This is a genomic window from Streptomyces sp. SGAir0957 (assembly GCF_043523415.1).
Genome location: NZ_CP027293.1, coordinates 6,756,952 through 6,780,315, shown reverse-complemented (window position 1 = coordinate 6,780,315; position 23,364 = coordinate 6,756,952). Strand labels below are relative to the sequence as shown.

General features: G+C 72.9%; 22 protein-coding genes and 1 pseudogene. 8 read left to right on the top strand and 15 right to left on the bottom strand.

Translation table 11 applies throughout. The features are described 5' to 3' along the window. Window positions 1–7: 7 nt before the first annotated feature. Complete coding sequence (locus tag C1N81_RS35535; protein WP_394438453.1) at window positions 8–481, top strand: DUF6314 family protein; 474 nt, start codon at window positions 8–10, stop codon at window positions 479–481. Here C1N81_RS35535 and C1N81_RS35530 read toward each other — a convergent pair. After that, complete coding sequence (locus C1N81_RS35530) at window positions 432–1,862, bottom strand: aminotransferase-like domain-containing protein (protein WP_394435441.1); 1,431 nt, start codon at window positions 1,860–1,862, stop codon at window positions 432–434. The two genes, C1N81_RS35535 and C1N81_RS35530, sit on opposite strands and share 50 nt — an antisense overlap. Between C1N81_RS35530 and C1N81_RS35525 the strand changes: the two genes are divergently transcribed. Beyond that, window positions 1,861–2,784, top strand: a complete 924-nt coding sequence (locus C1N81_RS35525) for a DMT family transporter (protein WP_394435440.1) — start codon at window positions 1,861–1,863, stop codon at window positions 2,782–2,784. The genes C1N81_RS35530 and C1N81_RS35525 overlap by 2 nt on opposite strands. Window positions 2,785–2,864: 80 nt before the next feature. Further along, entirely contained in the window at window positions 2,865–3,062 is a 198-nt protein-coding gene (locus C1N81_RS35520) for a DUF1918 domain-containing protein (RefSeq protein WP_394435439.1), read from the top strand. Between the two features lie 103 nt (window positions 3,063–3,165). Here the strand turns inward: C1N81_RS35520 and C1N81_RS35515 are convergent, their stop codons facing one another. After that, window positions 3,166–4,383 (bottom strand): glycoside hydrolase family 10 protein, encoded by a 1,218-nt coding sequence (locus C1N81_RS35515; RefSeq protein WP_394435437.1) that lies wholly within the window; start codon window positions 4,381–4,383, stop codon window positions 3,166–3,168. Between the two features lie 169 nt (window positions 4,384–4,552). On the opposite strand from C1N81_RS35515, the gene C1N81_RS35510 reads away from it, so the two are divergent. Beyond that, complete coding sequence (locus tag C1N81_RS35510; protein ID WP_394435436.1) at window positions 4,553–5,413, top strand: 3-hydroxybutyryl-CoA dehydrogenase; 861 nt, start codon at window positions 4,553–4,555, stop codon at window positions 5,411–5,413. A gap of 198 nt (window positions 5,414–5,611) precedes the next feature. After that, window positions 5,612–5,869 (top strand): hypothetical protein, encoded by a 258-nt coding sequence (locus C1N81_RS35505; protein WP_394435435.1) that lies wholly within the window; start codon window positions 5,612–5,614, stop codon window positions 5,867–5,869. 13 nt (window positions 5,870–5,882) lie between these two features. Here C1N81_RS35505 and C1N81_RS35500 read toward each other — a convergent pair whose 3' ends face one another. The 10 genes and pseudogenes from C1N81_RS35500 to infC all read right to left on the bottom strand — a co-directional run bounded on the left by C1N81_RS35500 (window position 5,883) and on the right by infC (window position 16,835). After that, entirely contained in the window at window positions 5,883–6,413 is a 531-nt protein-coding gene (locus C1N81_RS35500) for an NUDIX domain-containing protein (RefSeq protein ID WP_394435434.1), read from the bottom strand. 71 nt (window positions 6,414–6,484) lie between these two features. After that, on the bottom strand, window positions 6,485–7,825 hold the full coding sequence (locus C1N81_RS35495) for a tetratricopeptide repeat protein (RefSeq protein WP_394435433.1): 1,341 nt from the start codon (window positions 7,823–7,825) through the stop codon (window positions 6,485–6,487). Between the two features lie 257 nt (window positions 7,826–8,082). Beyond that, window positions 8,083–9,174 carry a PP2C family protein-serine/threonine phosphatase gene (locus tag C1N81_RS35490; RefSeq protein WP_394438451.1) on the bottom strand — a complete coding sequence of 364 codons (1,092 nt, stop codon included), beginning with the start codon at window positions 9,172–9,174 and terminating at the stop codon, window positions 8,083–8,085. A gap of 171 nt (window positions 9,175–9,345) precedes the next feature. Then, entirely contained in the window at window positions 9,346–11,859 is a 2,514-nt protein-coding gene (gene pheT, locus C1N81_RS35485; RefSeq protein ID WP_394435432.1) for a phenylalanine--tRNA ligase subunit beta, read from the bottom strand. Then, window positions 11,859–12,986 (bottom strand): phenylalanine--tRNA ligase subunit alpha, encoded by a 1,128-nt coding sequence (gene pheS, locus C1N81_RS35480; RefSeq protein ID WP_394435431.1) that lies wholly within the window; start codon window positions 12,984–12,986, stop codon window positions 11,859–11,861. The genes pheT and pheS overlap by 1 nt, the downstream gene beginning before the upstream one ends. Window positions 12,987–13,131: 145 nt before the next feature. Beyond that, entirely contained in the window at window positions 13,132–14,250 is a 1,119-nt protein-coding gene (locus C1N81_RS35475) for a sensor histidine kinase (RefSeq protein WP_394435430.1), read from the bottom strand. Between the two features lie 102 nt (window positions 14,251–14,352). Next, window positions 14,353–15,183 (bottom strand): TrmH family RNA methyltransferase, encoded by an 831-nt coding sequence (locus C1N81_RS35470; protein ID WP_394435429.1) that lies wholly within the window; start codon window positions 15,181–15,183, stop codon window positions 14,353–14,355. 150 nt (window positions 15,184–15,333) lie between these two features. Then, a complete protein-coding gene (gene rplT / locus C1N81_RS35465; protein ID WP_006350245.1) occupies window positions 15,334–15,720 on the bottom strand; it encodes a 50S ribosomal protein L20 in 387 nt (128 codons plus the stop codon). 100 nt (window positions 15,721–15,820) lie between these two features. Further along, on the bottom strand, window positions 15,821–16,015 hold the full coding sequence (gene rpmI, locus C1N81_RS35460; RefSeq protein WP_003977225.1) for a 50S ribosomal protein L35: 195 nt from the start codon (window positions 16,013–16,015) through the stop codon (window positions 15,821–15,823). Window positions 16,016–16,138: 123 nt separating this feature from the next. Then, window positions 16,139–16,835, bottom strand: a pseudogene (infC, locus tag C1N81_RS35455) (translation initiation factor IF-3). A gap of 375 nt (window positions 16,836–17,210) precedes the next feature. Here infC and C1N81_RS35450 point away from each other — a divergent pair. After that, on the top strand, window positions 17,211–17,591 hold the full coding sequence (locus C1N81_RS35450; protein WP_394435428.1) for a DUF1844 domain-containing protein: 381 nt from the start codon (window positions 17,211–17,213) through the stop codon (window positions 17,589–17,591). A gap of 88 nt (window positions 17,592–17,679) precedes the next feature. On the opposite strand, the gene C1N81_RS35445 is transcribed toward C1N81_RS35450, so the two are convergent. Continuing rightward, a complete protein-coding gene (locus C1N81_RS35445; protein WP_394435426.1) occupies window positions 17,680–18,414 on the bottom strand; it encodes an SseB family protein in 735 nt (244 codons plus the stop codon). Window positions 18,415–18,510: 96 nt separating this feature from the next. Between C1N81_RS35445 and C1N81_RS35440 the strand changes: the two genes are divergently transcribed. Then, the gene (locus C1N81_RS35440; RefSeq protein WP_394435425.1) at window positions 18,511–19,449 is read left to right on the top strand and encodes a serine hydrolase; all 939 of its coding nucleotides are present in this window, start codon (window positions 18,511–18,513) and stop codon (window positions 19,447–19,449) included. A 34-nt stretch (window positions 19,450–19,483) separates the two neighbouring features. Here C1N81_RS35440 and mycP read toward each other — a convergent pair whose 3' ends face one another. Then, window positions 19,484–20,644: a type VII secretion-associated serine protease mycosin gene (gene mycP / locus C1N81_RS35435; protein ID WP_394435424.1), complete on the bottom strand. Its 1,161-nt coding sequence runs from the start codon at window positions 20,642–20,644 to the stop codon at window positions 19,484–19,486. Next, window positions 20,641–21,513, bottom strand: coding sequence for a hypothetical protein (locus C1N81_RS35430; protein WP_394435423.1), 873 nt, complete (start codon window positions 21,511–21,513; stop codon window positions 20,641–20,643). The genes mycP and C1N81_RS35430 overlap by 4 nt, the downstream gene beginning before the upstream one ends. A 589-nt stretch (window positions 21,514–22,102) precedes the next feature. Here C1N81_RS35430 and C1N81_RS35425 point away from each other — a divergent pair. Then, window positions 22,103–23,305: an amino acid deaminase/aldolase gene (locus tag C1N81_RS35425; RefSeq protein WP_394435422.1), complete on the top strand. Its 1,203-nt coding sequence runs from the start codon at window positions 22,103–22,105 to the stop codon at window positions 23,303–23,305. Window positions 23,306–23,364 lie beyond the last annotated feature (59 nt).

Sequence of the window (23,364 nt, the reverse complement as noted above, 5' to 3'; positions counted from 1 at the left end):
GGGAGTGATGGGTGTGAGGGGCGCATTCCGGCCGGTCTCCGATGTGCTGGCGTTCCTGGCCGGGGACTGGCGCGTGGAGCGGACCGTGCGGGATCTCGCCGACGACGCGACCGGCGCGTTCACCGGCACCACGGCGTTCACGGCGGAGGACGGCGGCGGGCTGCTGCACTTCGAGTCCGGCACGTTCGAGTGGCGCGGCGTCGCACGGCCCGCCGAGCGGACGCTGCGCTACCTGCCGGGCGAGACACCCGGCACGGCCGTCGTCCACTTCTCCGACAGCCGCTTCTTCCACGGCCTCGACCTGCGCGACGGCCGCCACATCGCCGACCACCCCTGCTCGGCCGATCTCTACCGGGGCGAGTTCGAGGTGTACGACGACGACAGCTGGCGGACGGTGTGGCGGGTGCGCGGCCCGGCGAAGGACCTCGTCCTCACCACTGACTACCGCAGGCTGCCGCAAGGCGCCGCACCCCTTCGGTGATCTCCGCCGCCCCCGCCACCGCCACGAAGCTCAGCCGCAGGTACGGGGCCGGCGGCTCGGCCGCGAAGTACGGGCGCCCCGGGGCCACCGCGACGCCCGCCCGCAGGGCGCCCGCGGCGAGCCCGCGCTCGTCGGTGCCGTCGGGAAGGCGGGCCCACAGGTGGTAGCCGCCGACCGGGACGTGGTCCACGACAAGGTCGGGCAGGCGGGCGGCCAGTGCGGCGGCGAGCGTGTCCCTGCGGCCCCGCAACTCCCGTGCCACGGTGCGCAGATGACGCGGCCAGGCCGGTGAGCCGACGAGTTCGAGCGTGGCCTCCTGCAAGGGGCGCGGCACGAAGAAGTGGTCGACGACCTGGATGGCGCGCAGCCGCTCCAGGACGGGGCCGCGCGCGGCGAGGCAGCCGATGCGCAGGCTCGGCGAGGTCGCCTTGGTGAGCGAGCAGACGTGCACGACGACACCGTCCGGGTCGTCGCTCGCCAGCGGGCGCGGCAGCGGCCCCGCGTCCTCGTGCACGAGGCGGCGCACGAAGTCGTCCTCGACGACGAACGCCCCGGCCTCGCGCGCGATGCGCAGCACCTCGGGGCGCCGCTCGGCGCTGAGCACCGCCCCCGTGGGGTTCTGGAACAGCGGCTGGCACACGAACAGCCGGGCGCCGCTGGCCCGGAACGCCTGCGCCAGCAGCTCGGGGCGGACGCCGTCCCGGTCGACGGGGACGGGGACGGGGCGCAGGCCCGCCGCGCGCGCGAGCGCCAGCATCCCGGGGTAGGTGGGCGACTCGACGAGGACGGGGGCGCCGGGCGGGGCGAGCGCCCGCAACGCGGTGGCCAGGGCGGACTGGCCGCCCGAGGTGACCAGGGTCTCGGCGCCGGTGACGGCGCCGCCGATGCCGCGCGCGAACCAGTCCCGCAGCTCGGGCACGCCGTCGATGGGCGGCCGGTTCCAGGCGCCGGGGCGGCGCCCCGCACGGGCGAGCGCGGCGGACATCGCGCCGACCGGTTGCAGCGCCTCGTGCAGATAGCCGCCGTTGAACTCGATGACGCCGGGCTGCGCCGCGGCCAGCGTGGCCAGCACCCCGGAGGCGTCCACCGAGCGCGGCACCGCTTCGGCCGCGGAGTCGGCGCTGAGGGCCACCTCCTGCCAGGACGTGTTGCCCACGGGGGCGGTGGCGCGCGGGGCGGCCCTGAAGGCTCCCGCGCCCGGCCGGGTCACCACGAGCCCTTCCCCGGCGAGCTGCGCGAGCGCGCGGGAGACGGTCACCGGGCTGACCCGGAACCGGTCGACGAGCGCCCGGCTCGACGGCAGCTTCTCACCCTCTGAGTAGCGGTTCAGCTCGTCCCGCAGCTGTTTCGCCAGTTCATTCACGCTGCTACGCTCGTGCATGAGGACACAGAATAGCGCTACCGACGTTTCACCGATAGCGGTCACCGCTCCCGCGCCTCCACGGCCCGCCGCGTCCGGCACGGCGCTGGCCGCGCTCGGCGTCCTCGCCTTCTCGCTCACCTTTCCCGCCACCGCCTGGGGCCTCGAAGGGTTCGGTCCGTGGTCGCTGGTGGCCGTCCGCAGCGTGCTCGCGGCGCTCATCGCGGGATGCGGTCTGCTCGTCCTGCGCGTTCCCGTACCGGCCCGGCGGCACTGGCCGGGGCTTGCCGTCGTCGGCGCCGGCGTGGTCCTGGGCTTCCCCATCCTGACGACGCTGGCCCTCCAGTCGGCGACGACCGCGCACTCGGCGGTCGTCGTGGGCCTGCTGCCGCTGACCACGGCCGTGTTCTCCTCGCTGCGCACCGGGGCCCGGCCCTCCCGCGCCTTCTGGATCGCGGCCTGCGCGGGCGCGGCGGCGGTGATCGCGTTCACCGTGCAGCAGAGCGGGGGCGCCCTCACCCGGGCCGACCTGTACCTGTTCGGCGCGCTGCTGATCTGCGCGGCCGGATACACCGAGGGCGGCCGGCTCGCCTCGGCCATGCCCGGCTGGCAGGTCATCGCGTGGGCGCTCGTCCTGTGCCTGCCGCCGGCCGTGGCGGGTACGGCGGTAGCGCTGGCGTCCGAGCCGGTCCGGCTCACCGGGCACGCGGTCGCGGGCCTGCTGTGGGTGGCGGCGGGCTCGCAGTTCCTCGGCCTCGTCGTCTGGTACAAGGGCATGAGCCTGATCGGCATCGCGAAGGCCAGCCAGCTCCAGCTCGCGCAGCCCCTGCTGACGCTCGTGTGGTCGGTGCTCCTGCTCGGCGAGTCGCTGACCATCGCGGCGCCGCTCACCGCCGTCGCGGTCCTGGTCTGTATCGCGGTGACCCAGCGCGCCCGCGGCTGACCGAACGACCGGGGTCCCAACTCCCCTGTCCCGCCGTAGACTTGGCGCACCATACGGGCACGGCGAGGAGGTCACTCCTGATGCACGCAACCGTGGGCGACCGGCTGCTCATGCGCGGCCGGATCGTCGGTCAGCACAACCGGGTCGCACAGATCGTCGAGGTCCTCGGCGCCGACGGCGGTCCCCCGTTCCGCGTCCGCTTCGAGGACGGCCACGAGGCCATCATGTCCCCGGGCCCGGACGCGGTGGTCCAGCCGGTCACCGGCCGCAAGGAGTGAGCCGGAGCCGGGTCTGGCCGGATCCGGCCACCGGAGAACCGGCCACCGGAGATCCGGCCGGAGGAGATCCGGCCGGAGGAGAACCGGCCGGAGGCCACCGGCCCTAGAACCGGCCGTAATGGTCCGCGACGGCCCGGGCCAGGGCGCCGTTCCGGTCCTGGCCGACCTCCTTCGCGGAGAAGTAGACGTGCCCCCGCACCTCGGGGAACCGCCCCGCGAAGGTGAGGTGCCGCGACAGCTCCGCGGGGTCCTGCCAGGCCGCGGGCTGGGCCGGGTCGCCCGCCTTGTAGAGGGCCTCGCCGATGTAGAGGCCGACGTCGGTGCCGCGTACGGTCTCCGCCCACCAGGGCACGAGCTTCGCGTAGTCGGCGGCGGGGAAGCCGATGTTCCAGTACACCTGCGGCACCACATGGTCGATCCAGCCCTCGCGCACCCACTTACGGGTGTCCGCGTGCAGGTCGTCGTAGGTCTGCACGCCCGCCGTGGTGTCCGAGCCCTCCGGGTCGGTGGCCCGGTTGCGCCACACCCCGAAGGGGCTGATCCCGAACCGGGTCCCGGGCCGCGCCTTGCGGATGCGGCGGGACATCTCCCGCACCAGGCGGTCGATGTTGTCGCGCCGCCAGGCGGCCCGGTCCGCGAACTTTCCGCCGTACCGCGCGTACGCCGCGTCGTCGTCGAACGTCTGGCCCGCGACCGGATAGGGGTAGAAGTAGTCGTCGAAGTGGACGGCGTCGATGTCGTACTTCGTGACCGCGTCGAGCATGGCGTCCTGCACGAACCGCCGGACGTCGGGCAGCCCCGGGTTGTAGTACAGCTTCCCGCCGTACGGGACGACCCAGTCGGGGTGGACGCGCGCCGGGTGCGTTGCGACGAGGCGGCCGGGATCGGTGTGGTTGGCGACGCGGTACGGGTTGAACCAGGCGTGCAGCTGGAGGCCGCGGCGGTGGGCCTCGCGCACGGCGGTGCCGAGCGGGTCCCAGCCGGGGTCCTCGCCCTGGACGCCGGTGAGCACCTGGGACCACGGCTCGTGGCGGGAGGGCCACAGCGCGTCGGCGGTGGGCCGCACCTGGAAGATCACCGCGTTCAGCTTGCGGCGGACCGCCGTGTCCAGGTGGGCGAGCAGCTCGGCGCGCTGTGCGTCCGCGCTCAGCCCGGGGCGCGAGGGCCAGTCCCGGTTGGCGACGGTGGCCAGCCACATCCCGCGCATGTCGTGCCGGGGGCGGTGGTGGTGGCCGCTGCCCGCCACGGCGTCACCGGCGGTCAGCCCGGCCAGTGCGAGTCCGGCGCCGAGAGCGAAGGCGCGGCGTGAGATACGTCCCATGGTTCCCCCCGATGTCGTGTGTCACGGTAGTCCCTGGATGAACAGGCGTTAACCCGGGCTCCACCCGCCCCGGACGTACGGGGTAACGTGCAGCTCCGAAAGGCCCGGGGGGATTCTGCCTGCCGGCGGCCCCGGACGAAACAGCGAAAGGCACGAGGTGACGGACGTCTTGACTGACATCACACGCGTGGGCGTGGTGGGCTGTGGCCAGATGGGGGCCGGCATCGCCGAGGTGTGCGCCCGCAGCGGCCTGGACGTGATGGTGGCCGAGACCACCGGCGAGGCCCTGGAGATCGGTCGGACCCGGCTGCTCAACTCGCTCGCCAAGGCGGCCGAGCGCGGCAAGATCACCGAGGCCGAGCTGGCGGAGACGCAGGAGCGGCTCACCTTCACCACGGACCTCGGCGAGTTCGCCGACCGTGACCTCGTCATCGAGGCCGTCGTGGAGAACGAGCAGGTCAAGACGGAGATCTTCCAGGTCCTCGACCAGGTCGTGACCCGCCCCGACGCGATCCTCGCCTCGAACACCTCGTCCATCCCGCTGGTGAAGCTGGCCGTGGCGACGTCGCGGCCCGACCACGTGATCGGCATCCACTTCTTCAACCCGGCGCCCGTCCAGAAGCTCGTCGAGCTGATCCCGGCGCTCACCACCTCCGAGGGCACCATCAGCCGCGCCCAGGTCCTGGTGGAGAAGATCCTCGGCAAGCACGCGATCCGCGCCCAGGACCGCTCGGGCTTCGTGGTGAACGCGCTGCTCGTGCCGTACCTGCTCTCCTCCATCCGGATGTTCGAGTCCGGCATCGCCAGCCGCGAGGACATCGACAACGGCATGGAGCTGGGCTGCGCCCACCCGATGGGCCCGCTCAAGCTCTCCGACCTGATCGGGCTCGACACCATCGCCTCGATCGCGGACTCGATGTACGCCGAGTACAAGGAGCCGCTGTACGCCGCTCCGCCGCTGCTGCAGCGGATGGTCGACGCGGGCAGGCTCGGCCGCAAGACCGGTTCGGGGTTCTACACCTACGGCTGATCACGCGGGAGCCCGAACACACTCCGTGTTCGTCAGTGGGCCCGGTGCTCTTCGGAGCACCGGGCCCATTGCGTTCGCACGGGGAGTGCGAGGGTGACTCGCATATGCCTTTCGCACACGCTGTCGCCGTGCCCACCAGGCGAGTTCACTTCTGTTGCGTACATCAGGGATGGGACCGCTACAGAAAGGAGCGGATCAGTGACCACCGACCCGGAGTATTCCGTGGTCCCGGAGGAACTCGCTGAGTTACGCCGTGTCTTCGAGGTAGGTCTGACTCGGATCGACGGCCAACTCACCCTTCTCGCTCACCGTGACGACCAGACCGTCAAGGATCAGGACGATCTGAGTTCACGGATCAGCGCGTTGGAGCACACCCGATGGCCTCTGCCCGCGGTCGCCGCCTTGACGGCGATCGGAGCCCTGGCCATCGCGATTTGGCAGGCGGTCGGGCATTAGCGCGCGGGAGGCGCTAGCCGAGCCGGAGATGGTGCAGGAGCAGTAACGCGGCCGCCATGTTGGCGGCCGGGACCTCTCCACGAGCGATCATGTCGGGGACGAGCTTGAGTGGGACCCATTCCCTGCGGTCCGATTCGAAGTCGTCCTGGGGGTGGCCGAGGTATGTTCCCTCGTCGGTCCAGTAGATGTGGTGCCGGGCGTCCGTGAGTCCGTTGGACGGTTCGACGCTCATCAGGTGCCGCAGAGGTCCTGGTCGCCAGCCGGTCTCCTCCTCCAGCTCTCGCGCGGCCGCCTCCGCGATGTCCTCGCCGTCCTCGACGACACCCGCGGCCAGTTCCCACCCCCAGCTGTCGGTGATGAAACGGTGCCGCCACAGCAGCAGCACCTCGTTGGCCTCGTTCACCACCGTCGCCACCGCCACCGGGCGCAGCCGGATGAGGAAGTGGTCGAGGTGTCGGCCGTCCGGGAGTTCGACGTCCGCCAGATTGACGGTGAACCACCGGTTTTCATACACAGTTTGTTCGTTTTGTTTCGTCCACTGCACGGTTCTGCCACCTTCCGCCGAGTTGCTGGCAATATCGCAGCAGTAGCGGAACCGGGCTCCCCGGTAAGGGCTCAGAGGGGTACGCGCAGCGCTCCGTCGATCAGTTCGGCGGCCTCGGCCGTGCCGGCGCAGCCGCTGCGCATGAGGTGCTCGCGGACCATCCGGAGTCTGTCGCGCAGGCGCTGGGACTCCATCCCCCGCGCGGCCTCGGCCATCTCCACGGCGGTGGCGACGGCCTGCTCGGTGTTGCCCTGTCTGAGCTGGATCTGGCTGAGCACCGCGAGCCGGTGGACCCGGCCGCGGTCGTGGGCCGGGGTGTGCACGGCCTCGGTGGCGTGCTCCCGGGCGCCCGCGTAGTCGCCGAGGCTCAACAACGCCTCCGCGACCTGCACGTTGACGAAGCCGGGCTGGACGTAACCCGTCTCGTCCGGTTCGTGCCCCCGCCGGATCCGGTCGGCGGCGGACTCGGCACGCCGGATGCACTCCAGGGCGCTCGTACCGTCGCCGAGGTGGGCGTACGCCTTCGCCTGCATGGCATACAGATCCGAGGCGAGCGCCGGGGTGATGTGCCGCCCGGCGGCGCGCAGCGCGGCCTCGGCGAAGGCGACGGCCTGCCGGTGCTCGCGCATGTGCAGCGACTGGTTCACCAGGAGCGCTATGACGTACGCCCCGAGCCCCCGGTCCCCGCTCGCCTTCGCGAGCCGCAGCGCCTGGTGGAAGTAGCGCTGGGCCAGGCCGTGCGCGTCGGAGTCGTAGGCGCAGATGCCCGCGATGGCGACGAGTCCGCCGGTGGCGCGGTGCAACTGGCGCCCGGTGGCGTCGGTGTAGCTGCCGCGCAGCAGCGGCGCGGCCTCCGTGTTGAGGAAGCCGACGATGCGGGTGCGCGTCGCGATCCCGCCCGCCTTGCGGTACATCTGCTCGTAGTGCGTACGGGCCGAGCGCATCATCTCGATGTCGGCGGGGCTGACGACATGGCGCCCGCCGCGCGAGACGTCGGTGTCCTCCGGCGGGTTCTCCCACTCCCACACGGGCATGACGGCGGGCGTGCCGGTGACGGCCGGGGCGTCGAGGATGTGCCGGCGCTGCTGTTCGTCGGAGCGCCACACCGCGGTGGCCCGCTCCACGAAGCCGGAGAGCGTGGAGGCGTGCGGGGCGGCCGGTTCGCCGGGGATGCCGAGGCCGATGTCGTCGAGGGTGACGGGGCGCTGGAGGCGCGCGCTGAGCACCTCGCAGATCAGGTCGGGGACCTGGCCCCGCGGGCGCTGGCCCTTCAGCCAGCGGGCGACGGCGGTGTGCTCGTAGCGCAACGCCAGGTTACGGGCGCGGCCCGCGTGGTTCACGTGCGCCGCGAGGCCCGCGTGCGAGATTCCGGCCTCGTCGAGTATGGCGTCGAGCAGGGTGTTGGGCTGCATGGATGCCCTCCGTGGGCTCGTTGCTGCCAGCCTAGCCCGGGTCCGTTCGCACGGGGTGTGAACGGAATGCCCAACTCCGGGGCCTCTGCACTCTGTTCCGGCCCGCCGTCTCCCGCTTGACTGAACTGCCTCGTAAGAGGCCGACCGGGCCGTCGGCTCCCCCTCGAATGCAGACGGCGGTCCGATCCCGTGCCGTCCGCCCGCTCGCCTGCCCACAACTCCGCGGCGGGCGGACGGCGCCGGCGGCGCCGCCGGTTTCAGTGCACCCGCTGGGCGGCGCGGCCGAGAAGCTCGGTGTGCTGGACGGGGACGCGTCCGCGGTCGTTGCGCAGGACGAGCAGGGCCGCGTCGTCACCGGGCGGCCCGCCCGCGTGGCCGAGGAGTCGGCCGTACACGGCGCGGATGACGGCCTCCGGCACGATCACCTTGCGGCGGCGGACCGCGGCGCACAGCTCCTCCTGCAGCGGGAAGAACCGGCCGTGGGCGTCCCGGGCGTCCTCGATGCCGTCGGTGTGCAGAAGAAGCCCCTCCCCCGGCGCGATCCGACCGCACCGCACGGGCGCGGCGTCCGCGGGCAGCGGGAACATGCCGACCGGCGGCATCGGCTCGCCGCCGGTCAGGGGCTCGGCGCAGCGCGCGGCGCGCGGGCGCAGCAGGTACGGCCAGGGGTGCCCGCAGTTGAGGGCGTACACGGTGCCGTCCTGCCGGATCTCCAGGAGCAGGACGGTCACGAACTCCTCGGAGAGCGGGCAGTCGGTCTTCCCGGCCGGGGCGGCCGGATGTTCGTCGCCCGCGTGCCGGCGCAGATGGCGGCCGTGGGCCCGCTCCAACCGCCGCAGCACCCCGACGAGTTCGGCCTCGTCGTGGGCGGCTTCGCGGAAGCTGCCGAGGACGGCGCCGACCCCGGCGAGCGCGCTCAGCCCGTGGCCGCGGACGTCACCCATGACCACCCGGACGCCGTGGTCGGTGGAGACGACGTCGTACAGGTCGCCGCCGATGCTGGCGGCGGGGTCGGCGGAGAGCTGCCCGGCGGCGAGCGCGAACCCGTCGAGCCGCGCGGGCAGCGGCCGCAGGAGCACGGACTGGGCGGCGCCCGCGACGGCCTTGACGTCCCGCAGCTCCCGCAGCAGCCCCTGCCGTACGTGGAGGACGAGCCCGCTGCCGACCAGGAAGAAGACGGCGCTGCTGACGATCCGCGCGCCGAGGCTGTGCTGCTGGGCGAGCGGGCAGGTCAGCTCCCAGGTGACGGCGGCGCCGCCCCAGAGCGTCGGCAGACCGAGGAGCGCGGCGCGCCGCAGCCGGGCCCGGAAGGCGGTGCGGGTGGGCGCCCTGGTCCTGTTCCGCATCATCATGCCGGCGGCCCCCTCGGCCCGGTGCGAGCGCGCGCCGGACGGCCCGGCGGCGGTTCCACAACGCCTGCCCCCGATCCGGTCGCCTCATGGGAGGTCGTCACCCGAACGAGTGAGGGGCGCACCCGGTGGTCCCGGATGCGCCCCTCATCAGCGCTGTGCTCGCCCCGCTTACGCGCCGCGCAGCACCGCGCCCGTCGCCTCGGCCGCCCGCGCGACCGCCGCGTCACGGGCCGCGCTGGCCTCGTCGACCGTCAGGGTGCGGTCGGCGGCACGGAAGCGCAGCGCGTAGGCCAGGGACTTCTTGCCCTCGCCGAGCTGCTCCGCGTTCTCGTACACGTCGAACAGGCGCAGCGACTCCAGGAGTTCACCGGCGCCCGCGCGCAGCGCGTCCTCCACGGCCTTGGCCGGGACGTCCTTGTCGACGACGAGCGCGACGTCCTGGGTGGCGACGGGGAACGTCGAGATCCGCGGCGCCTGCACGACACCGGCGCCGGCCTGCTCGACGAGGTCGAGGTTCAGCTCCATGGCGCTGGTGCGGGCGGGCAGGCCGAGCGCCTTGACGACGCGCGGGTGCAGCTCACCGGCGTGCCCGACGAGCGTCTTGGCGCCGTCGAGCGTGACGTACAGGGCGGCGCACCGGCCGGGGTGCCACGGCCCGTACTGGCCCTGCTCCACGACGAGTTCGGCGCCCGCCTCGTGGGCGACGACGCGCGCCGCCTCGACGGCGTCGGCCCAGATCGACGGGGTGCCCTTGCCCCACCAGCCGGTCTGCTCACGGGCGCCCGCGAGGACGACCGCGGCGTGCCGGGGCTGGTGCGGGAGCGCGGCCGTCAGCGAGGCGATCTCGTCCTCGGTGGGCCGCCGGTCCACGGGCAGGCGCGTCGCGATACGCAGCTCTTCCCGCGGGTGGAAGACGAGGCCGGTCTCGAAGAGAGCCAGGTCGTGGTTGCCGCGCCCGTCGTTGCGGCGCAGCGCGGACAGGAGGCCCGGGAGCAGCGTCGTACGGAGGGCGGGCTCCTCGTCGGAGAGCGGGTTGACGAGGGTGACGACGCGGCGCTTCGGGTCGTCCTTCTCCAGACCGAGCTGGTCGAGGACGGCCTCGCCGATGAACGGGTAGTTCGGCGCCTCCACGTATCCGGCGCCCGCGAGGACGCGGCCGACGCGGCGGTGCAGACGCTGGCGCTCGGTCAGGCCGCGGCCCGCCGGGGGCTTCGGCAGCGTGGAGGGCAGGTTCTCGTATCCCTCCAGGCGGATGACCTCTTCGGCCAGGTCGTTCGGGTCGGTCAGGTCGGGGCGCCAGGACGGCACGGTGACCGTGAGGGCGTCCTGCCCGTAGACGTCGCAGCCGACCTCCTGGAGGCGGCGCACCACGGTCTCGCGGCCGTAGGCGACACCCGCGACCTTGTCCGGGTGGTCGGCCGGGATGGTGATGGTGCGCGGCGCGCCCGGCGCGATGACCTCGGTGACGCCCTGCTCGGCGGTGCCGCCCGCGAGCAGCACGAGCAGGTCGACGACGCGCTGCGCCGCGGCGGCCGTGGCCTGCGGGTCGGTGCCGCGCTCGAAGCGCTTGGACGCCTCGGAGGACAGCTTGTGGCGGCGCGAGGCGCGGGCGATGGTCAGCGCGTCGAAGTGCGCGGCCTCGATGACGACGTCGGTGGTCCCGGCGCCCTCCTCGTGGTCGCCGATCTCCGTGTTGGCGCCGCCCATGACACCGGCGAGGCCGATCGGACCGCGGTCGTCGGTGATGACCAGGTCCTCGGCGTCGAGGGTGCGCTCGGCGCCGTCGAGGGTCCTGAGCTTCTCGCCGGGCAGCGCGCGGCGCACGCCGATCGCGCCCTGGATGAGCGAGCGGTCGTAGGCGTGCAGCGGCTGGCCGAGCTCCAGCATCACGTAGTTCGTGACGTCGACGGCGAGCGAGATCGGGCGCATGCCCGCCTTCTGCAGGCGGCGCTGGAGCCAGATCGGCGAGCGGGCCTCGGGGCTGAGCCCGGTGACCGTGCGGGCGGTGAAGCGGTCGCAGGCCATCGGGTCGGCGACGCGGACCGGGTAGCCGTGCGCGTTCGGCGCGGGCACGTCCAGGAGCGCCGGGTCGCGCAGCGGGAGCCCGTAGGCGGTGGCGGTCTCGCGGGCGATGCCGCGCAGGGAGAGGCAGTAGCCGCGGTCGGGGGTGACGGCGATGTCGAGCACCTCGTCGACGAGCTGGAGCAGCTCGATGGCGTCGGTGCCGGCCTCGTGCTCCGGCGGCAGCACGCTGATGCCGTGCGTGCCGTCGTCGCCCATGCCCAGCTCGTCGGTGGAGCAGATCATGCCGTGCGAGGTCTTGCCGTACGTCTTGCGCGCGGCGATCGCGAAGCCGCCGGGCAGCTCGGCGCCGGGCAGCACGACGACGACCTTGTCGCCGACCTGGAAGTTGCGGGCGCCGCAGACGATCTCCTGCGGCTCGCCGGTGCCGTTGGCGGTGCCGACGTCGACGGTGCAGAAGCGAATGGGCTTCTTGAAGCCTTCGAGCTCCTCGATGGTCAGGACCTGGCCGACGACCAGGGGGCCCTTGAGGTCGGCGCCGAGCTGCTCGACGGTCTCCACCTCAAGGCCTACGCCGACCAGCTTGGTCTGCACGTCACGGCCGGTCTCGGTGGCGGGGAGGTCGACGTACTCCCGCAGCCAGGAAAGCGGGACCCGCATCAGATCTCCATCCCGAACGGCCGGGTGAACCGGACGTCACCCTCGACCATGTCTCGCATGTCTTCGACGTTGTGGCGGAACATCAGCATCCGTTCGATGCCGAACCCGAAGGCGAATCCGCTGTACTTCTCGGGGTCGACGCCGCACGCGGTCAGCACGCGCGGGTTGACCATGCCGCAGCCGCCCAGCTCGATCCAGCCCTCGCTGCCACAGGTGCGGCAGGGACGGTCCGGGTTGCCGACGGACTCGCCGCGGCACACGTAGCAGACCATGTCCATCTCGGCGGACGGCTCGGTGAACGGGAAGTAGTTCGGGCGCAGGCGCGTCTTCATGTCGGCGCCGAAGAGCGCCTTGACCATGTGGTCCAGGGTGCCCTTCAGGTCGGCCATGGTCAGGCCCTCGTCCACCGCGAGCAGCTCGATCTGGTGGAAGACCGGGGTGTGCGTGGCGTCCAGCTCGTCGGTGCGGAAGACCCGCCCCGGGCAGACGACGTAGACGGGCGGCTCGCGGTCGAGCAGCGTGCGGGCCTGCACGGGAGAGGTGTGCGTACGCAGGACGACACCGGACTCGTCGCCCTCGGTGCCCTCGGGGCCCTGGACGAAGAAGGTGTCCTGCATCTGCCGCGCCGGGTGGTCGGGCGTGAAGTTCAGGGCGTCGAAGTTGAACCACTCCGCCTCGACCTCGGGGCCCTCCGCGACCTCGTACCCCATGGAGACGAAGACGTCGGCGACGCGCTCCATCATGGTCGTCAGGGGGTGGCGGGCACCGGCCGGGGTGCGGTCGTAGGGCAGCGTGACGTCCACGGCCTCCTCGACCAGGACGCGCGCGTCGCGCTCTGCCTCCAGCTCGGCCTGGCGGGCGGCGAGGCCCCGGCCGACGGCGGCGCGGGCCTGGCCCACGAGCTTGCCCGCGGCGGCCTTGGCCTGCGGGGGCAGCGCGCCGATCTCGCGGTTGGCGAGCGACAGCGGCGACGTGCCGCCGGTGTGCGCGACCTTGGCCTCCTGAAGCGCCTCGAGCGAGTCCGCGGCGGCGAAGGCGGCGAGCGCCTCGTCCCGCACGCGCTCGATCTCTTCCGGTTTCAGTGCCTCGACCTCGACAGGGTCGTACGACTTGTTCGGTGCCGACATCTCTTCCCGTACTTCCGATTGGCTGGCGGATGGCCCCGTCGGTGACTCGTCGTTCCTGACGCGCCCTGACGTGGAGACGCAATGTGCCAAAGGACGAGTCTAACGGGGGTGACGTGTGTGAATGCGCCCGTGGGGCCGATACCGCTCAGGCGCTCAGATACGCCGGGGCCGCCACGGGCAACGTAAATCGGAAGCGGGCGCCGCCACCGGGCGCCCGGCCGACGGTGATCGTGCCGCCGTGGGCTTCGACGATGCCCTTGACGATGTACAGGCCGAGCCCGGTGCCGCCGCGCTTGCTGCCCCGCCAGAAGCGGGTGAAGACGCGGTTCATGGACTCCTCCGGAATGCCCGGGCCCTCGTCGCTGACGGTGACCGAGGTCGATTCCCTGGCCGTCGTGGAGGGCTCCACGTCAATGGTGACGGTTCCCTCGCCGTGCCGCACCGCGTTTTCCAGCAGGTTGCTCAGCACCTGGTCGACCTTGTCCGGATCGGCCCACAGGTCGGGCAGCGGCTGCCGCACCCGCAGCAGGAACCGGTAGGCGCTCTGCCCCGAGGCGACGTGGGCCTGGATGTGCCGGGAGACGGCGGCCCCGATGTCGACGGGCTGGCGGCGCAGCTCGAGGCGGCCCGAGTCGATGCGGGAGATGTCGAGCAGCTCGGCGATCAGCCGCGTGACCCGGTTCGCGTCGGCGTCGACGGTCTCCAGCATCAGCCGCTTCTGCTCGTCCGTGAACCGCTCCCACTTGGCGAGCAGCGTCGCGGTGAACCCCTTGACGCTGGTCAGCGGGGAGCGCAGCTCGTGGGCGACGATGGCGATCAGCTCGGCGTGGCTGCGCTCGGTGCGGCGCCGGGCCTCGGTGTCGCGGAGCGAGACGACGACGCGGCGGACGGGGCCGGTGGGCCGGGTGCGCACGTAACGGGCGCTGACCAGCACTTCCCGCCCGCCCGGAAGCAGCAGATTGCGTTCGGGCTGCCCCTTGCGCGTGGCGAGCCCGCCGTACGGGTCGGTCAGCTGCCACCAGCGCCGCCCCTCCAGGTCCTCCAGGGGCAGCGCGCGATCGAGGGGCGCTCCGAGGGCGCGGGCGGCGGGGACGGCGGTGATGCGTTCGGCGGCGAGGTTGAAGCAGACGACGCGGCCGCTCTCGTCGGCGACGACGAGTCCGTCGGGCAGGTCGTCGGGGGTCAGGCCGGCTCCGGCGGGACCGGGCGTGAGGGCCCCAGGGGGTGTGCTCACCCCTGCTGTCCTGCTGGTGCGGACCGTCATGTCCCCGTACCCCACCTCTCGAAACGGCGCAGTGGGCCTCGAGTGCGTCACCCTACTAGTCACGAGTGACCGACTACCAGTCACCGCGGACGCCCCTGGGGCTCAGTGGCGGCACCCGCCGGGGGCGCGCTGGGCGCGCGCGGAGGCGTAGAGGCAGACGGCGGCGGCCGTGGCGAGGTTGAGGCTCTCGGCCTTGCCGTGGATGGGGACGCGGACGACGGCGTCGGCAAGGGCGCGGGTCTCCTCGGGCAGCCCCCACGCCTCGTTGCCGAAGACCCAGGCGGTCGGGGTGCCCATGGTGCCCTTGTCCAGCTCGTCGTCGAGGTCGTCCTCGCCCGCTCCGTCGGCGGCGAGGATGCGTACGCCCGCCTCCTTGAGCCGGGCGACGGCCTGCTCGACGGGGACGCCCACGGCGACCGGCAGATGGAACAGGGAGCCGACCGAGGCACGTACGGCCTTGGGGTTGTAGAGGTCGACGGACGCGTCCGTGAGCACGACGGCCTCGGCGCCGGCGGCGTCGGCGCACCGCAGCACGGTCCCGGCGTTCCCGGGGTCGCGTACGTGGGCGAGTACGGCGACGAGCTGGGGCCGGGCGGCGAGGATCTCCTCGAACGGCGTGTCCAGGAAGCGGCAGACCCCGACGAGCCCCTGCGGGGTCACGGTCGTGGAGATGTCGGCGATGACGTCCTCGTCGGCGAGGTGCACCCGGGCGTCGATCGCGCGGGCCTCGGCGACGATGTCGGCGTAGCGCTCGGCGGCGTCGACGGTGGCGAACATCTCGACCAGTGCCCCGTGTGCGGCGGCCTCCCGCACGGCCTGCGGCCCCTCGGCGAGGAACAGCCGCTCCTTCCCCCGGAAGTTCCGCTTGGCCAGCCGCCGAGCGGCGGAGACCCGGGACGACTTGGGAGAGATCAACTCGGGGGCGGCAACCATAAGAACTCACCTGGAACGACGAAGGGGCGCGGGGAACTGCGCGAGCGACCACGACGGTGGCAGAGCCCGCAGAGAACGGACGGGGGCAGACGCACTCGGACCCGCAGGCCAGCTGACCTGCGGGTCCGATTACACCGGCTCAGCGGAGCGTCAGGCCGCAGCCTTGGGCGCGTTGACGTCCGCGGGCAGCGCCTTCTGCGCGACCTCGACGAGCGCCGCGAAGGCGTTCGCGTCGTTGACGGCCAGCTCGGCGAGGATCTTGCGGTCCACCTCGATGTTGGCGGCCTTCAGACCCTGGATGAGGCGGTTGTACGTCATGCCGTTCTGGCGGGCAGCGGCGTTGATGCGCTGGATCCACAGCTGACGGAAGTCGCCCTTGCGCTTCTTGCGGTCGTTGTAGTTGTAGACCAGGGAGTGGGTGACCTGCTCCTTGGCCTTGCGGTACAGACGCGAACGCTGACCGCGGTAGCCGCTGGCCTGCTCGAGGATCGCCCGACGCTTCTTGTGCGCGTTGACTGCGCGCTTGACGCGTGCCACTTGTTAACTCCTTGTAGCGGGGCCGGGGTTGGACTCACCCGACCCGAATTCGAATAGGTCCCGGTTCAGCCGACGTGCGCGGCGCCGAAGCGCCGGCAGGTCACTTGCCGAGAAGCTTCTTGATCTTCGCGGCGTCGCCCGGGGCCATCTCGGCGTTGCCGGTGAGGCGGCGCGTCACGCGGGACGACTTGTGCTCGAGCAGGTGGCGCTTGCCGGCGCGCTCACGGAGCACCTTGCCGGAGCCGGTGATCTTGAAGCGCTTGCTGGCACCGCTGTGCGACTTGTTCTTCGGCATAGCGCCGTTCTCTCCTCGTCAGTGGCGCTCCCGGCCGGTCCGTGCCGTGGGCCCGGACCGGCCGTCTGGGAACGTCAGTTGTCTCAGTTGGTATCCGCGGCGCACAGGCTGTACGCCGTCGGATCATGCCTCGGCAGGTGCCTCGGCGGGGGTTTCGGCGGGCGCCTCGGCGTCCTCGATGACGGCCTCGCCCTCAGCCGCGTTCTGCGACTTACCGGGGTTGGCCTTCGCGTCGGCCTTGCGGGCGGCCTGCGCCTCGCGGGCCTCGGCCATCGCCTCGGTCTTCTTCTTGTGCGGACCGAGGACCATGATCATGTTTCGGCCGTCCTGCTTCGGGTTCGACTCGACGAACCCGAGGTCCTCGACGTCGTTCGCGAGACGCTGGAGCAGTCGGTAGCCGAGCTCCGGCCGGGACTGCTCGCGACCACGGAACATGATCGTGATCTTGACCTTGTCGCCCTGCTTGAGGAACCGGACGACGTGACCCTTCTTGGTGTCATAGTCGTGCGGATCGATCTTCGGCCGGAGCTTCATCTCCTTGATGACCGTGTGCGCCTGGTTCTTGCGCGCCTCACGGGCCTTCATGGCCGACTCGTACTTGAACTTGCCGTAGTCCATGAGCTTGCAGACGGGCGGACGGGCCGTCGCCGCCACCTCGACCAGGTCGAGGTCGTACTCCTGAGCGAGCTCAAGGGCCTTGGCAAGCGGAACAATCCCGACCTGCTCGCCGCTGGGACCGACAAGACGCACTTCGGGAACGCGAATCCGGTCGTTGATGCGGGGCTCGGCGCTGATGGATCCTCCTCGGTTAGCACCACACGACGGCCTGGCGGACCGCCGCGTATCTTCTGATGACTACCAACCGCGCCGACGCACAAAAAATGCCCCGGACGGTACACACGCGGGGCTCCAAGGAAATACCGGAGCACCGCCACGGTGGACCGCGGGGCGCAAACTCGGACGGTTCCATCGTCCGTACGGAACGATGGGGACCGCCTGACCGGTGACCCGCCTCCCGTGAGGGTGGCCGGGTGGGAGATCGGAGCCTCCACTTGTGGGCCGGGTACTCAGGTCGCTCGGTGTGCGAGGACGTGGGTGTCCGGCCGGTCGTTACACAAGGTTAGCAGCTCTCGGGGGGTGGGCCCAACCGGGTGCGCGGACGGCGGTGCGACGTGGGCGGCATATCGTGTGGGGCATGAGTGAGCCCACCCCCGCGGCCTCTTCCGCCGCTGCCCCTGAGACGCCCGACTACGACGCGCTGACCCGCGACATCGCCGAGGTGCCCGCCGTCGAGGTCATCGTGACGGTCGCGGTGAACCTGATGAGCGCCGCCGCGGTGAAGCTGGGCCTGACCGAGGAGGGCGACGCCCACAAGGACCTGGACGAGGCCCGCAAGCTGATCCACGCCCTGGCCGGGCTGCTCGACGGCAGCGCCACCGAGATCAGCTCCTTCCACGCGGCCCCGCTGCGCGACGGCCTGAAGTCGCTCCAGCTGGCGTTCCGCGAGGCGTCGCTCGTCCCGGACGAGCCGGGCCAGGGTCCGGGCGAGAAGTACACGGGGGCCGTGTACGGCTAGGACCGCGGTCCGCCCAGATCTGCCGTAGTCAGGTCTCTCGTAGTCAGATCTGCCGTAGTCAGATCTCCCGTACTCAGATCTCCCGTACTCAGGTCTCGCGTACGAAGAGGGGCTCGCCCTGTGGCGTCGCCTCGGCCGGCAGAAGTGCCAGGTCGAGGCCGCGCACCAGGCGGGCCCTCAGTGTTGTGTCGGCGGCAATGCGCCCGGCCACGGCGCGGGCCGTCGCCGCCGGGTCGGCGCCCGGTGCGAGGACCAGGGCGAGGACGCCGTCCGCCGAGCCGGGGCCCAGGTGGGCGCGGTGCACGGCGGGCTCGGCGGCGACCGCGGCGCGCACGGCGCCGGTGACCGCGGGGTCGGCCAGCGGGTCGGCGGAGGCACGGCCCTCGGCGAGGGCGTAGAGGGCGGCGCCCGTGATCTCGTACGGGACCGGGCCCGCGAGGTCGAGGACGACGGTGTCGGCCTTCTCGTGGGCGGCCGCCTGGAGCGCCTGGTGCAGCGGGACGGCGACCGGCCGCGCCTCCGGGTCCCACAGGGCCAGGGCGTGGGTGGAGGTGAAGGCGGGGAGCGCGGTGCGGCTGCCCGCCTTGAGGGTGGGGACGGCCATGTCGCTGGTCTTCTCGCGGCGCAGCCCGTTCTCGTCCTCCTCGACCTCACCGAGTACCGCGACGACGGGGACCAGGAGGCGGGCCCCCTTCAGCGCCTCAAGGACCGGGCCGTGGGCCGTGCGGTCCTGGGACCAGGCGGTCAGGGCTTCGGCCAGGCGCGGGTCCGCGGTGCCGTCGTCGTCGGAGAAGCCGGGGTCGGGAATGTTCTTGTTCGCCACGTTCACCGACCCTACCGAGCCGCCCGGGGCACATTCTCAGCGGACCCTGAGGTGCGGCTCATGGTCCGCACAGGACGCCGTCGCAGCATCGGGCCCATGTCCCCCACGCCCCACGGGCACCGCGGAGCCGGCCGCGGGCGCCCTCTGCGCCGTGCCGCCGTCGCCTCGGCGGTGCTCCTCGCCGCCACCGCCGGCACTACGGTCTACGTGAAGGCGCAGGCCCACGACGCGGCCGCGCTCGTCTCCAGGGTCTCGACCGGCTCGACGGCCTCGACGCCCACCCCTGAGAGGAGCCCCGTGGACCAGGACGCCAAGCTCGCCGAGGCCGTCCGCGCGGTGGCCGCCGGGCACGAGGGCGCGGTCTCCGTCGCCGTGCTCGACGTGGCGGGCGGTACGAGCGCCGCGTACACGCCCGGCGACGGGACGACGTACGACACGGCGAGCATCGTGAAGGTCGACGTGCTCGCCGCGCTGCTGTTGAAGGCGCAGGACGACGGCCGGACGCCGACCGCCCAGGAGAAGGCGTACGCCGCCGCGATGATCGAGCGCAGCGACAACGACGCGACGACGGCCCTGTGGAAGACCATCGGCGGCGCGGACGGGCTCGACGCGGCGAACGAACGCCTCGGCCTCACCGCGACCGCCGGTGGCGACGGGCCGCTGTGGGGGCTGACCCAGACCACGGCCGCCGACCAGCTCGTCCTGCTCAGGCAGGTGTTCGGCGTCGGCGGCTCGGCACTGAGCGCGGCGTCGCGCGCGTACGTCCAGGAGCTGATGGGGAACGTCGAGGCCGATCAGGCGTGGGGCGTCTCCGCCGCGGCCTCGTCCGGGACCGCCGCCGAGCTGAAGAACGGCTGGCTGCGGCGGTCCACCACCGAGCTGTGGGTGATCAACAGCGTCGGGCGGGTGAGCGTGGCCGGGAAGCGGTACCTGGTCGCGGTGGTGTCGAACGGCAGCACCACCAAGGACGACGGGATCTCACTGGTGGAGGACGTGGCGAAGGCGGCGGTGAAGGCCGTCGGCGACGGTGGGTGAAGCCGCAGGACCCGGGGCCCGGCGAGGCGGCCGGTCAGCGGCGGCGGCTCAGGCGGTGGCCCCGCCACAGGTGGAACGCCGCGCCCAGGAGCAGCGCGCCGAGGACATAGGCGACCGGCGCGACCCAGCCCGCCGGTTCGTCGTCGTCCGGGTCGTCCGGGCCGGGGCCGAAGTACTTCTCGCCGTACGCGGCCGAGGTCAGGCCCTGCGGTTGCAGCTTCGCGGCCGCGCCGATCGCGGCGGCCGGGTCGACCATGCCGAAGCCGCGCGAGTCGTCACGGCCCCCGGCCGGCGGGTTCCCCGCCGTGTCCTCCAGGAGCTGCTTGATCTGGGCGGGGCTCAGGCCCGGGTGCGCGGCGCGGACCAGGGCGACGGCGCCCGAGACGAACGCGGAGGCGGCGCTGGTCCCCCACGCCGAGTAGTACTTGCGGTCGGGATCGGCGGTGACGATGCCCCGGCCGGGCGCGGCGACACTGGCGTACCAGCGGCGGGTGGAGAAGTCCGCGCGGTTGCCGTCCGAGTCGACGGCCGTGGCGGAGATGACGCCCGGGTAGGCCGCCGGGTAGGAGATGTGGTCGCCCTTCTTGCCGCCATTGCCCGCCGACGCGACGACGGAGACACCTTTCTTCAGGGCGTACTGCACGGCCTCGTCCTCGCCCGCCTCCGCGTGGGCGGTCGGGGAGTCGTCGCCGAGAGAGAGGTTGATGACGTCGGCGCCGTTGTCCGCGGCCCAGCGGATGCCCTCGGCCAGGGCGTTTCCCCGGGTCTCGCGGGCCTTCGCACGGGAGCTGTCGCCGTCCTCCAGGATCACGCGGACGGGAAGGATCTTCGCTTCCGGGGCGATGCCGATGACGCCGTCACCGTTGCCCGCGCCGTGTCCGTGGCCCGCGATGATGCCCGCTATGGCGGTGCCGTGCCGGGCCCAGGGGGTGTCGCCGCGTCCGGCGCCGAACCCTATGAGGTCCTTGCCGGCCAGGACGTTGCCCGCGAGGTCGGGGTGCTGGTCGTCGACGCCCGTGTCCAGGACGGCGACGGTGATGCCCGCGCCCTTCGTCGTACGCCACGCCTCCTGCGTGTGCAGGGCGGTCAGGCCCCACTGCTGCGCGCGGACCGAGTCGGCGTGCGCGGCGGCGGCCGGGAGCAGGGCGAGGGCCGCGGCGCCCGCGAGCGCGGCGATCCGGCGAAGGCGGTTCATGACGTCTGCTCCGTGGACTTCTGGACGGCCTTGCGCAGTCCGCGCTCGACCCGGTCGGCGATGCCCTGCGCCTCGTGGCCGAGGCCCGCCTGGGCGGGGGCGGTCGTCGCGTCCGTCTTCATGGCCTCGGCGGCGGGCTGCGGGTCGGCGACGGTGCGGCCGTCGGCGAAGCCGGACACCGCGTAGACGACGACCGGGGCGTCGGTCAGCACGTTGAGCGTCCAGGACGCGCGCTGGGCGTCGCCGAAGTGCGCCGCGTCCGTGCCGGGGACCGCGTACGGGCGGGGCAGCAGGTCCGCGCGGCGGTCCAGGCCCTCCTCCGAGAACCGGGTGCGCAACGACTTGGCCGTCTCGGCGTCGGCGCTCGTGAACAGCAGGCCTACGGTCGTGACGTGGGACTGGGTCGCGTCCGTGTAGGTCGCCCGCAGCAGGCGCTGGCAGCCCGCCGGGCGCAGCGCCTTCTTCAGCAGCGGGTCGAAGGCGTCCCCGCAGCCGCTGTCGGGGGCGACGCCGATCCGCGTCCAGGTGCGGTCGGCTCCGCCGGGGCCCGCGCCCTCGCCGTTCAGGGTGCGGGGGAAGAGCCGGTCCACGGGGATGGCGTGCCACAGGTCGGCGGCGTCGCGGTAGGCGCTCTGCGCGGAGACGGCGGCGTCGCTGTCGTCGACGGTCAGCAAGGTGCCGGTGGCCGCGCCGCCGATCAGGCCCAGACCCAGGACCAGGCAGGCCGCGGCTGCCGCCGCGCGCGGGCGGAGGCGGGCGCCGATGGGGCGCAGCCGTGTGGTGCTGTCGTCGTAGTGCTCGGGGCGGGCGAACGTGACGAAGGGCCTGCCGGCCGTTTGGGGGTTCGGGGTGAGGTCGACCGTGGCCACCGGCCTCCGGGGCGGCGGGGGTGTCGGCGGGGGTGTCGGCGGGGCCGGTACGGGTGCGGGTGCCTGGGTCGGGGCGGGTGCCTGGGGCGGGGCCGGGGGGATGGGGCGTAGGCGGGCGGTGGTTTCGTTCGGGTGCGCGGGGGCGCCGTGAGGGGTCGGCGGAGGCGTTGCGGGTGCGGCGCCGTTGTGGCTGGTCGCGCCGTTCCCCGCGCCCCTGACGGGCGCGCCGGGCGTCGGGATCGCCGGCGGTGCGGCGCCGTCGTGGTTGCTCGCGCCGTTCCCCGCGCCCCCGGCGGGGCTGGGTTGCGGGTTCCCTGTGCCTCTGGCCGGGGCCGGTGGGTTGTCCGGGAGGCGGGAGGAAGGGAGGGGTGGGGGTGGGGTCGTGGGCATCGGTGGGGTGGCGGGGGGCTGGGTCGGGCGCGGCGGGACGCTGCGGGCTTCCGTGCTCATGCCTCCCCGTTTCCTGAGCCTGCGTGCGCGTCACTCTAACGGGCTCGCCCACGGACCGGACCATGCAGTCCACGGGCGCGGCCGATCTGCCCGGAACGTCCCTCTACCCTGCGGTAATCGGGTCTGGCAGGCTGCGTCCATGACACCGCGCGCCGCCGACCGGGCCCGCTTCGACCGGGCCACCGCACACCTCGACGCCCCGCTGGCGCTCGTGGATCTGGACGCCTTCGACGCCAATGCCGACGATCTCGTACGCCGTGCCGCCGGGAAGCCGATCCGGGTGGCCAGCAAGTCCGTTCGGTGCCGGGCCCTGCTGGAGCGGGTCCTCGCCCGGGACGGGTTCGCCGGGATCATGTCGTTCACGCTGGCGGAGTCGGTCTGGCTGGCGCGGTCCGGGTTCGATGACGTACTGCTGGCGTATCCGTCGGCCGACCGGGCCGCCTTCGCCGAGCTGGCGCACGACCCCAAGCTGGCCGCCGCCGTGACGGTGATGATCGACGATCCGGCGCAGTTGCAGTTGATCGACGGTGCCCGGGACGGGGGCCGTGAGGAGATCCGGGTCTGCCTGGAGCTGGACACCTCGTGGCAGGTGCTGGGCGGGCGGGTGCGGATCGGGGCGCTGCGGTCGCCGCTGCGCACCCCCGCCCAACTCGCCGAGCTGGCGCGGTCGGTGGCGCGCAGGCCCGGGTTCCGGCTCGTCGGGATCATGGCGTACGAGGGGCATGTGGCCGGGGTCGGCGACGCGGTGACGGGCCGCCCCGTGCGGTCGCGGGCGATCCGGCTGATGCAGGCGGCGGCGCGCAAGGAGCTGGCCGGGCGCCGTGCCGAGGTGGTGCGGGCCGTGCGGGCGGTCGCGCCCGACCTGGAGTTCGTCAACGGGGGTGGGACGGGCAGCGTCCAGCACACCGCGGCCGAGGACGCCGTCACCGAGATCGCCGCCGGGTCGGGGCTGTACGTGCCGCGGCTCTTCGACAACTACACCTCCTTCAGGGGGCGTCCGGCCGCGCTGTTCGCGCAGCCGGTCGTGCGCAGGCCCGGCGTCGGCGTGGTCACGGTGCTGGGCGGCGGCTATCCGGCGTCGGGCGCGGCGGGCCCGGACCGGCTGCCGGTGCCGTATCTCCCGGAGGGGCTGCGCTACGACGCCCAGGAGGGGCCGGGCGAGGTGCAGACGCCGCTGCTCGGCTCGGCCGCCGACGATCTGCTGATCGGCGACAAGGTGTGGTTCCGGCACGCGAAGGCCGGTGAACTGTGCGAGCGGTTCGAGGTGTTGCACCTGGTGGAGGGGGACGCGATCACCGAGACCGTGCCCACGTACCGCGGCGAGGGCTACACCTTCCTCTGAACCCGCCCCGCCCGTCGCGGTGACGCCGCCACCCGGTCGTCCCCGCCGCGGCGACGGGG